The sequence below is a fragment of the Croceibacterium atlanticum genome (assembly GCF_001008165.2).
Taxonomy (GTDB): Bacteria; Pseudomonadota; Alphaproteobacteria; order Sphingomonadales; family Sphingomonadaceae; genus Croceibacterium_C; species Croceibacterium_C atlanticum.
The window spans coordinates 79,627-88,815 of sequence record NZ_CP011453.2 but is presented as its reverse complement, the minus strand read 5'-3'; the positions used below and the strand labels follow the sequence as shown (position 1 = coordinate 88,815).

Genomic DNA, 9,189 nt, shown 5'->3' with positions numbered 1-9,189 from the left:
AGGGCGCCGCTCCTTTTTAGTGGGGGGGGAGAAATTTTCTTGAGTGTGGTACGTGATGCCGATCGCGATCAGGCGGCAATGCCCTGATCATTTTCGGCCTCGTACATCGCGCTGAGAAGGCGGCGGGCCTGGTTTACGGCACCGTCGCTGGCAATACCGACAAAATTACGATCGGGATCGTCATTGATCCGCTGCTGCTGGAGCGCCAGCGTTTCCTCGTCTTCGGTAATCGTGTCGAAGAACTGGTCGAACAGTTTGTCGGGCACGCCTGTGGCTGGGTCCGCAGTCGTGCAGATCGTCCAGAGATAGTGACTGGTCGTTTCAGTCTCGGGCGTGATGAAATGATTGTTCGCCAGCACGAACCCATTGTCGCGCCTGCCTTCATAGGCGCCCGTGCCCGCATCGCATCCGCCCGCATTCACGCGCAGAGTCATGCCGCGGCCCGGCTCGAAGCGCACTTCCTGCCAGCGATCGACCCGGCCCTTGAAGCCGCCGGCATCGATATAGGAACGCGGGGGAACGGAGTTCGGCATCTTGCGCAGCAGTTCAATGCGCTTGCCGTCGAATTCGACCTTGGTTTCGGCGCCGTAATGCTGTTCCGGATTGCCGCCGATCGTGCCTGCATGGATGTAGGGCACATGGGTCAGGTCCAGGATATTGTCGACGATCAGCTGCCAGTCGGCCTTCACCGGGAAATTATACGGGCGCCAGGTCCACTGGGGATCGTTATGCTCGGGACTGTCGATGATCTGCGTGGGGTCGGCCAAGTGGGCATCGCCCATCCAGATCCAGATCAGGTGATCCTTTTCGACCACGGGATAGCTGCGCACATTGGCCGCCGGCGGAATGCGTTCCTGGTTGGGAATGCGCACGCATTTGCCGCCCGTATCGAATTCGACGCCATGATAGGCGCAGCGAATCCGGCACCCGTCAACGTGGCCGGCGCTGAGAGGCATGGCGCGATGGCTGCAACGATCTTCCAGCGCGGCGATCTCGCCATCCTCCGTACGGAACAGGACGACGGGCTTGTTCAGGAACTTGCGGGCAAGGGCCTTGCCGGTTTCGATCTCGGCGGCGAATGCGGCGACATACCAGGCATTCTTGATGAACATGTCTCTCTCCAGAATTATCGCGCTGACAGGCGCGGCATTTTTCTGTTTTCCCTGGAAGTATGAGCGCCTGATCCGCGCAAGCCAATTCCAATAGAATAATGCCATAAGTTTTCCGGGATTTGGACCGGCTGAAATTCAGCTGGGTTGGACCCAGCCACGCGCGCACCGGGAAGCGCAGCGGTTTCCAAATGGCTTTGTCAAAAATGAATGCCGCTCCAGGCGCCTGATAAAAACACCATAAAAACAGCATGATGTGTGGGTCTTTATGGCGCCCCCCTGTCCACTTCCTGACGGTTAGCCGCCTGGAAACCCGGCAATTGGCGCGAATTGCAGAGTGCCCACTTGCAATGGTAGGACCATTATGCTTTTTCGCCGGGAGACTGATCGCCACACCAGGAAGGCTCAATATGGATTTCGAACTCCCCGACGAGATCAAGGATTTCTGCGAAGCCACGCGCAGCATCGTCAACGACTTGCTGCCGCTGGAGCGAGACTTCGTTGAAAGCGGCAAAGTTCCGCCGATCGTGCGCGAAACGCTGGTCGAAAACGGCTATTTCGGCATGGCGCTGCCCGAAGAATATGGGGGGCTTGGTCTTGGCGCGCTGGCGCAGGCGGCAGTGCAGATCGAGCTTGCCCGCCTCCCACCGCAGTTCTGGACCGAGATCCGCCCCCTGATGGGGCCGGGCGCCAAGAACATCGCATATCATTGTTCGGAGGCGCAGAAGGAATTGCTGATCCCCGGGATGGCATCGGGCGAAATTCCTGTGGCCTTCGCGTTGACCGAGCCGGGTTCCGGCTCCGATCCGGGGTCGATGCGCACGACTGCGACCCGCAACGCCGATGGCTGGGTGATCAACGGTTCGAAGACCTATATCTCGAACGGCAAGAACGCCAAATATGTCACGGTTTACGCATATACGGACAAGAGCGCGGGCCCGCGCGGCGGTATTTCCGCCTTCCTGATGGACGCCGACACGCCGGGCTTCGCCGTGACCGGCGTGATCGAACTGATGGGTACGTCCCCCGCCGTGTACGAGCTGACCTTTGACCAATGCCAGGTCGGTCCGGACGCGCTCATCGGGGAAGAGGGCAGGGGCTTTCACTATGCGCTGGAATGCCTCAACGAAGGCCGCATGAATGTTGGCGCAACTGCTGTCGGCATGGGTGAATACGCCCTGGAGCTGGCAACGGAAGAGGCCAAGGTGCGTCCTGCTTTCGGCAGCGTGATCGCCGATTTCCAGGCGATCCGGCATTATCTTGCCGGCATGGCGACCGACATGCGCGCCGCACGCCTGATCCTGCTGGATGCCGCATGGCGTTACGACCAGGGTGAAAAGCGACGCGAGCTGGCGGCAATGGCGAAGTTGTTTGCAACGGAAGCGGGCAGCCGCACGGTTGATACCGCGCTGCAGATCTTCGGCGGTGCCGGTTACTGCAAGGGCTATGCGATCGAGCGGCTCTATCGCGATATCCGCATCACGCGCATCTATGAGGGTTCTTCCGAAATTCAGAAGAACACCATCGCCCGCGAATTGCTGCGCTAAAGCCCTGCAAGCGGAAAAGGACAGCTGCATGAAAGCCCTGGTGCCCGTGAAGCGGGTGATAGATTATAATGTGAAGCCGCGCGTCAAGTCGGACGGTTCGGGTGTTGACCTGAGCAATGTGAAGATGAGCATGAACCCGTTTGACGAGATCGCGGTGGAAGAGGCGGTCCGTCTGAAGGAAGCGGGCGCGGTGAGCGAGATCGTGGCTGTATCGGTCGGCCCGGCAAAGGCGCAGGAAACGCTGAGGACGGCGCTGGCAATGGGCGCGGACAGCGCGGTGCTGGTCGAAACGGATGAAACTGTCGAACCGCTGGCCGTGGCCAAGATCCTGAAGGCCGTGGCGGCGGAGATCGAGCCGGGCCTCATCATCCTCGGCAAGCAGGCGATCGACGATGACAGCAACCAGACCGGCCAGATGCTGGCCGCGCTGATGGACCTGCCGCAGGGCACCTTCGCATCGAAGGTGTTGGTCGAAGGCGATTACGTGAAGGTGACGCGCGAAGTCGATGGCGGGCTGGAGACGGTGAAGCTGTCGATCCCCGCGATCATCACCACCGATCTGCGCCTGAACGAGCCGCGCTATGCGAGCCTGCCGAATATCATGAAGGCGAAGAAGAAGCCTTTGGAGACGAAGACTCCGGCCGATTACGGCGTCGACATCGCTCCGCGCCTGAAGACGCTGAATGTGTCCGAACCGCCGGTCCGTCAGGCGGGCGTGAAAGTGGCCGACGTCGATGAACTGGTCGCCAGGCTCAAAGCCATGGGAGTGGCGTGAACATGAAGACGCTTGTGTATGTCGATCACGACAATTCGATGCTGGGCGATGCCACGCTTGCCACGGTGACGGCTGCCGCGAAACTGGGGGAAGTCCATCTGCTGGTCGCGGGCGCAGGCTGCGGTTCGGTGGCGGATGCCGCCGCCAGGATCGCGGGCGTGGGCAAGGTCCATGTCGCGGACGATACCGCCTACGAACACCAGCTGGCCGAGAATGTCGCGCCGCTGATCGCGGGTCTCATGGACGCAGGCGAGCATGGGCACGACGCCGTGCTGTTCCCTGCCACCACCACGGGCAAGAATATCGCGCCGCGCGTGGCGGCGCTGCTCGATGTGATGCAGATCTCGGACATCCTGTCGGTCGAGGGTGAGAAGACTTTCACCCGCCCGATCTATGCCGGCAATGCCATCGCCACGGTCGAAAGCAGCGATGCGAAGCTCGTCATCACTGTCCGCGGCACGGCCTTCGACAAGGCGGACGCGGAAGGCGGATCGGCAGCTATCGAGGCCGTCGCCTCCACCGGCGACAAGGGCCTGTCGAGCTTCGTCGGCGCCGAACTGGCCGAAAGCGAACGTCCCGAACTTACCAGCGCGAAAATCATCGTGTCGGGTGGCCGCGCGCTGAAGGATGCCGAAACCTTCCAGCAGATCATAATGCCGCTCGCTGACAAGCTCGGCGCGGGCGTGGGCGCTTCGCGCGCCGCGGTTGACGCAGGCTATGTCCCCAATGATTACCAGGTCGGGCAGACGGGCAAGATCGTGGCGCCGGAGGTCTATATCGCCATCGGCATCAGCGGCGCGATCCAGCACCTGGCGGGCATGAAGGATTCCAGGACCATCATCGCCATCAACAAGGACGAGGACGCACCCATCTTCCAGGTCGCCGACATCGGCCTCGTCGCCGATCTCTACAAGGCCGTGCCGGATCTGACTGCCGGCTTATGATGACACGCGAATCCATGCCGTATGACGTCGTGATCGTCGGCGGAGGCGTTGCCGGGTTGGCGGCCGCGATCCGGCTGAAGCAGGTGAACGACGCGCTTGAGGTCTGCATCCTTGAAAAGGGGTCCGAGATCGGCGCGCATATCCTCTCGGGCGCGGTGATGGATCCGAAAGCGCTGGACGAGCTGCTGCTCGATTGGCGCGACGATGATTGCCCGATGGCGCAGGTGCCGGTTACCGACAACTGGCACTGGACGCTGACGGCAGGCAGGAAATATTCGTTGCCGCATCTGGCGATGCCGCCCTTCATGTCGAACGAGGGGAATTACACCGGATCGCTGGGCAGCCTGTGCCGTTGGCTGGCCGAAAAGGCCGAAGGGCTGGGCGTGGAAATCTTCCCCGGCTTCCCGGCTGTCGAGGTGCTTTATAACGATGATGGTTCGGTCAAGGGCGTGGCCACCGGCGACATGGGCGTTGCCGCCGATGGCAGCCACAAGGGCGATTATCAGCCCGGCATGGAATTGCACGGCAAATACACGCTGTTCGCCGAAGGCGCGCGCGGATCGCTGACCAAGCAGCTGAAGGCGAAATTCGATCTGGAAGCCGATTGCGAGCCGCAGACCTATGGCCTGGGCATGAAGGAGCTATGGGACATCGATCCCGCCAGGCATGTGCCCGGCCGCGTGATCCATACCCAGGGCTGGCCGCTGAGCGAGAATGACGCCTGGGGCGGCGGCTTCCTCTATCACCAGGCCAACGGGCAGGTGGCACTGGGCTTCGTGGTCGCGCTCGATTACGCAAATCCCTACCTGTTCCCGTTCGAGGAATTCCAGCGCTGGAAGCAGCACCCGGAAATCCGCGGCATTCTCGAAGGCGGCAAGCGCGTGACCTATGGTGCGCGCGCCATCAATGAAGGCGGTTGGCAGTCAGTGCCGAAGCTCACCTTTCCGGGCGGCGCGCTGATCGGCTGCGCCGCAGGCTTCGTGAACGTGCCGCGCATCAAGGGCAGCCATACCGCGATGAAATCGGGCATGCTGGCCGCCGAAAGCGTGGCTGCCGCCATCGCGGCCGAACGCGCCAATGACGAAGTGGTGGATTACGAGACTACCTTGCGTGGCAGCTGGATCGCGGATGAGCTGAAGCTGGTGAAGAACGCGGAGCCTGCCCTTGCCAGGTTCGGCGGCGCATTGGGCACGATTATCGCCGGGGCCGACATGTGGATGCGCACGCTGAAAATCGGCCTGCCCGTCACCATGAAGCATCACCGCGACTGCGACCAGTTGCAGCGCGCCGATCTGTTCAAGCCGATCGAATATCCCAGGCCCGATGGGGAGATCAGCTTCGACCGTCTTTCCAGCGTGTTCCTGTCGAACACCAATCACGAGGAAGACCAGCCCTGCCACCTTCAGCTGCGGGATCCCGAGGTTCCGCTGAAGATCAACCTGCCGGTCTTTGCAGGCCCCGCCGCGCGCTATTGCCCGGCCGGTGTCTATGAATATGCGGGCGTGGAAGAGGGCGAGCCCAGCTTCGTTATCAACGCGCAGAACTGCGTCCATTGCAAGACCTGCGACATCAAGGATCCCACCCAGAACATCAACTGGGTGCCGCCCGAAGGCGGCGGCGGGCCGAACTATCCCAATATGTAAAGAGCGTCAGCGGACATAGAGTCCGCCGTTCATGTCCAACGTCGCACCCACGAAAAAGCCGCCCCGGTCCGAGGCGAGCAGGGCCGCTGCGGCGGCTATTTCGCTGACTTCCATGAAGCGCCCGACAGGAACCTTGCCCTCTACCATCGCGATCTGTTCGTCCGACAGACGGGCCTTGGCCGTGGCGATGGGGCCTGGGGCAATCGCGTTGACCGTGATGCCCGTATCGACAAGCAATTGTGCGAAATACTTGGTCAGCATGATGGCCCCCGCCTTCGACGAAGCATAATGCGGTGACGCTACCGTGCCGCCGTTCTGTCCGGCGAGCGACGTAATATTGACGATCCGGCCATAGCCGTTCGCTGCCATGTGATCCTTGAACACCTGGCAGCCCAGGAACACGCTGCGCATGTTTATGGCGACGATCTCGTCGAATTCCTGCGGTGTGATATCGTCAACCGGCGTGCGTTTCGCGAAGCCGGCATTGTTCACCAATATGTCGACCTTGCCCCATTTGGCGATCACCGCATCGCGACCGGCGATGAAGTCATCCTTGTTGCGGACATCGAGGCTGAAGACCATTGCGGTCTCGCCCGACGGGTCGAGTGACCTGGCGACGGCCTCTGCCGCCGCCAGGTCGATATCGCAGATCGCAACACGCCCTCTGCCTGCATGGATTTCGCGGCAGATGGCCTCGCCGACGCCTTTGGCGCCGCCTGTGACCATCGCGGTCCGCCCTTCGAACGAGAAGGATCCGGGTGCGGGAATTTCAGTGAGAGACATGCTGCGATCCAGTTCTGCTCGGAGGCTTAGTACTTGTAGCCCAGCGTCAGGCCATAGCTGCGCGGGGTATTGGTGAAGATCTTCCAGTACCGCGTCTGCCCGGTGGGCGCGACGAGGAAGGCCGTGATGTCGTCGGCATGCATGATCTGGTAATTGTTGGTGAGGTTCTTGCCCCACAGGCCCAGATTCCAGCGGCCGTCCGCGCTCTCGAAGTTCAGGCGGGCATTGACCGTCTGACCGCGTGTGTCGTCATACAGGTTCTGGAAGGTCGACAGGTTGTTCGCATCGTCGGTCGATATGTGCGAGGAATAATTGAATTCGACCTGCGGGGTGAGAATTGCGCCACTCGGCAGATAGGCATCATATTTCGCGCGAGCCAGGAACGCGTGCTTGGGCGCGTATTTGGCCGGGTTGCCGGAATAGTCGACATCGACCAGCGGATCGTAGAGCGAGGAATATTCGCCATCGAGATGCGTGTAGTTGAACGTCAACTGCAACCCTTCGACCGGGCGCAGTTTCGATTCCAGTTCAAGTCCGCGCATCTTGAGCGTGCCGTTGAACGTATGCGCCACGCCGCCCGCGCCCGAGAAGTTCTGCAGGTCTTCCGTTTTCTGGTCGAACAGCGCGATGTTGAGGTCGAGCATGTTGTCGAACAGCCGGCTCTTCGCGCCGATTTCGTAGTTGCGGGCCTTTTCCGGGTTGAGCGGAATGGTGGGATTCAGATAGGCGTTGTCAACAAAACCGCCTGATTTGAAGCCCTTGGCATAGGTACCATACAGGTTCACCCCGTCGATCGGTTCATACTTCACGGTGAAGCGAGGAGTGAACGCATCCCAGCTTTCGCCGCCTGACGCGCTGACATCGCCCGGATAGCCCAGCCCCGGAATGCCGGTGGGATCGGTGGTGGAGAAGGCCCGGTAGTCGATCGACTTCTTGTCCTTCGTGTAGCGGCCGCCTGCAACCAGCGAGAGGCGATCGGTCACTTCAAAGGTCAGCTCGCCAAACACCGCGTAGGACCGCACCTTGCCGTCCTGCACGCGGGTGATGTTGGAAATATCCGGGTTGGTGGGGATGACCCCGTCAAACACCGATCCAGGCAAGGGGCTGTAATAGAAGATGTTGGTCGTCGAGACGTCGGCGTTCAGATAATAGACGCCCACGACATAGGACAGGCGATTGGGAGCCGATGCGAAACGCACTTCTTGCGTGAAGCTGCGATTCTTCACGTCCTGGCGACGATCGAAGACGGGGAGCACGGTGCCGACCGGGATATCGTCGTTGATCGCGTGGCTGTCATTCATGCGATAGCCGGAAATCGCCGTCAGCGTACCGCCGAACAGTTCCAGATCGCCACGAAGATAGCCGCCGCGAAGCCGCTGGCGATAGGGGGAGCGGGCATAGTCGTTGTTCGTCCACTCATCATTGGTGAAGTCGCCGAACGTGTCCGGCACAACCTGTTCCCCGCCGATGCCCAGCTGGATCGAGCCACCATTGCCCTTGGTGTATGAATAATCGCCGGCGAGAATGATCTCGAGTGTATCGGTGGGCGTGAAAAGCAGCTTGCCGCGCGCGGCATAGCCATCGGTCTTGCCATAGCTGCCCGGCTGGTTGGGCGTGTCGATCAGCCCGTCCGAACTCTCGGTCGAAAACGCAAGGCGGGCGGCCAGCTTGTCTTCGACGAGGGCGCCGTTGATCATGCCTTCCGTGCGGATATAGCCGCCATTACCGGCGGTTACCTGCATTGAATATTCATCATGGAACTTCGGATTGTTCGTGACCACCGCGATGGCGCCGCCCACCACGTTGCGACCGAACAGCGTACCCTGCGGCCCGCGCAGAACCTCGACGCGGTTCACGTCATAGAAGTTGGCGTTCAGGTCATTGTTGAACACGTAATAGATGTCGTCCTGGAAATAGGCGACGGGCGTATCCAGCGTGGCCGTGCGGAAAGTCGACACGTTGCCGCGGATCGAAAGGATCGACAGCGACTTGTCCGACGTGTTGACCGTGATGCCGGGAAGCTCCGTCGTCAGCGCGGTGGGGCTGAAGACCTGCTGTTCGGCCAGTTCGCCGCCGCCAAAGGCCGCGATCGAGAAGGGAACGTCGCGAACCGTCGATTCCCGACGCTGTGCAGTGACGATGATTTCCTGTGTGTCATCACGGCGAGCAGGCGCCTGCGCAGCTTGCCCCTGTTCGGCAGTGCCGACCGAATCTGATGGTGATTGCTCTCCGGCGTCCTGGGCGAATGCCGGTGTTCCGCAGAATGCTGCGATGGCGATGCACGACGCAAATGGCTGAAATGCCTTCTTCATTTTCGGATCTCTCTCCCTGAGACGTTGCATGTAATGTGGTTCTGGAGCGGAGAAAGAGCGACGAAGAGAAATAATA

The 9,189-nt window shown here is 60.9% G+C and carries 7 protein-coding genes; 4 read left to right on the top strand and 3 right to left on the bottom strand.

Going from position 1 to position 9,189, the window contains the following annotated elements; genetic code table 11:
* Positions 1-68 precede the first annotated feature (68 nt).
* Positions 69-1,112: an aromatic ring-hydroxylating dioxygenase subunit alpha gene (locus tag WYH_RS16350; RefSeq protein ID WP_046905348.1), complete on the bottom strand. Its 1,044-nt coding sequence runs from the start codon at positions 1,110-1,112 to the stop codon at positions 69-71.
* Positions 1,113-1,519: 407 nt separating this feature from the next.
* On the opposite strand from WYH_RS16350, the gene WYH_RS16345 reads away from it, so the two are divergent.
* Genes WYH_RS16345 through WYH_RS16330 form a run of 4 tightly spaced genes read left to right on the top strand, consistent with a single transcriptional unit; the run spans position 1,520 to position 6,018 of the window.
* The gene (locus WYH_RS16345; protein WP_046905329.1) at positions 1,520-2,656 is read left to right on the top strand and encodes an acyl-CoA dehydrogenase family protein; all 1,137 of its coding nucleotides are present in this window, start codon (positions 1,520-1,522) and stop codon (positions 2,654-2,656) included.
* Between the two features lie 28 nt (positions 2,657-2,684).
* The gene (locus WYH_RS16340; RefSeq protein WP_046905328.1) at positions 2,685-3,431 is read left to right on the top strand and encodes an electron transfer flavoprotein subunit beta/FixA family protein; all 747 of its coding nucleotides are present in this window, start codon (positions 2,685-2,687) and stop codon (positions 3,429-3,431) included.
* Between the two features lie 2 nt (positions 3,432-3,433).
* Complete coding sequence (locus WYH_RS16335; RefSeq protein WP_046905327.1) at positions 3,434-4,375, top strand: electron transfer flavoprotein subunit alpha/FixB family protein; 942 nt, start codon at positions 3,434-3,436, stop codon at positions 4,373-4,375.
* Positions 4,372-6,018: an electron transfer flavoprotein-ubiquinone oxidoreductase gene (locus WYH_RS16330; protein WP_046905326.1), complete on the top strand. Its 1,647-nt coding sequence runs from the start codon at positions 4,372-4,374 to the stop codon at positions 6,016-6,018. Before WYH_RS16335 ends, WYH_RS16330 begins: the two co-directional genes overlap by 4 nt.
* Before the next feature lie 6 nt (positions 6,019-6,024).
* On the opposite strand, the gene WYH_RS16325 is transcribed toward WYH_RS16330, so the two are convergent.
* Positions 6,025-6,801 carry an SDR family NAD(P)-dependent oxidoreductase gene (locus WYH_RS16325; protein WP_046905325.1) on the bottom strand — a complete coding sequence of 259 codons (777 nt, stop codon included), beginning with the start codon at positions 6,799-6,801 and terminating at the stop codon, positions 6,025-6,027.
* A gap of 26 nt (positions 6,802-6,827) precedes the next feature.
* Complete coding sequence (locus WYH_RS16320; RefSeq protein ID WP_082348126.1) at positions 6,828-9,113, bottom strand: TonB-dependent receptor; 2,286 nt, start codon at positions 9,111-9,113, stop codon at positions 6,828-6,830.
* Positions 9,114-9,189 lie beyond the last annotated feature (76 nt).

What these genes read in the sequence shown, in the direction of transcription:
- WYH_RS16350 (WP_046905348.1), bottom strand. Translation starts at nt 1,112, where the DNA reads ATGTTCATCAAGAATGCCTGGTATGTCGCCGCATTCGCCGCCGAGATC.
- WYH_RS16345 (WP_046905329.1), top strand. Translation starts at nt 1,520, where the DNA reads ATGGATTTCGAACTCCCCGACGAGATCAAGGATTTCTGCGAAGCCACG.
- WYH_RS16340 (WP_046905328.1), top strand. Translation starts at nt 2,685, where the DNA reads ATGAAAGCCCTGGTGCCCGTGAAGCGGGTGATAGATTATAATGTGAAG.
- WYH_RS16335 (WP_046905327.1), top strand. Translation starts at nt 3,434, where the DNA reads ATGAAGACGCTTGTGTATGTCGATCACGACAATTCGATGCTGGGCGAT.
- WYH_RS16330 (WP_046905326.1), top strand. Translation starts at nt 4,372, where the DNA reads ATGATGACACGCGAATCCATGCCGTATGACGTCGTGATCGTCGGCGGA.
- WYH_RS16325 (WP_046905325.1), bottom strand. Translation starts at nt 6,801, where the DNA reads ATGTCTCTCACTGAAATTCCCGCACCCGGATCCTTCTCGTTCGAAGGG.
- WYH_RS16320 (WP_082348126.1), bottom strand. Translation starts at nt 9,113, where the DNA reads ATGAAGAAGGCATTTCAGCCATTTGCGTCGTGCATCGCCATCGCAGCA.